The sequence below is a fragment of the Oleiphilus sp. HI0123 genome (assembly GCF_001635315.1).
Window position 1 is genome coordinate 1 of the sequence record NZ_LWGE01000596.1, and the last position, 559, is coordinate 559.

Genomic DNA, 559 nt, shown 5'->3' on the forward strand with positions numbered 1-559 from the left:
TAGCTGTTGGTCACTAACGTGTGAAAGCGTACTTAGCTCAGATTTCGGGTCGCAGAAGACCACTAACTCATCATCCATCCAAGGCCTAATGTTTAAGTCGGGATGAGACACCTCGCCTTCGATTAGGCCCACATCGAGCTCAAAGTTTGCGACTTGCTCGGTAATTTTAGTTGTGTTGCCAACGCTTAGTGCTGCTTTAGCGGTCGGGAATTTACCTTTGAACTCTGAAAGAATGTGAATAGCCAGGTAGTTACCGATAGATAACGTGGCGCCAATATTTAGGTCCGCGCTAAGCTGGTTCTGCTGTAAGCTCAGCTCCAGGCTTTTTGCTTGGTCAATCAGTGTTTCTGCCTGCTTTCGAATTAATCTTCCGAAATCATTGAGTTGTAAGCGTTTACCAGCCCGATCAAATAGTTTTATATCAAACTGGCTTTCAAGATTCTTGAGTGACTCACTCGCAGCGGATTGAGACATATTTAGCGCTTCGGCAGCTAAAGTAATATTTTGAAAGTTAGCGGTCGCAATGAATACTTCAATTTGCTTGAGTGAATACTTCAAT

Annotated in this window: 1 protein-coding gene; it reads right to left on the reverse strand. The window is 43.8% G+C overall.

The window, feature by feature from the left end:
- The coding region (locus A3761_RS05390; RefSeq protein ID WP_231881170.1) for a LysR family transcriptional regulator at positions 1 to 559 on the reverse strand (559 nt) is incomplete at both ends.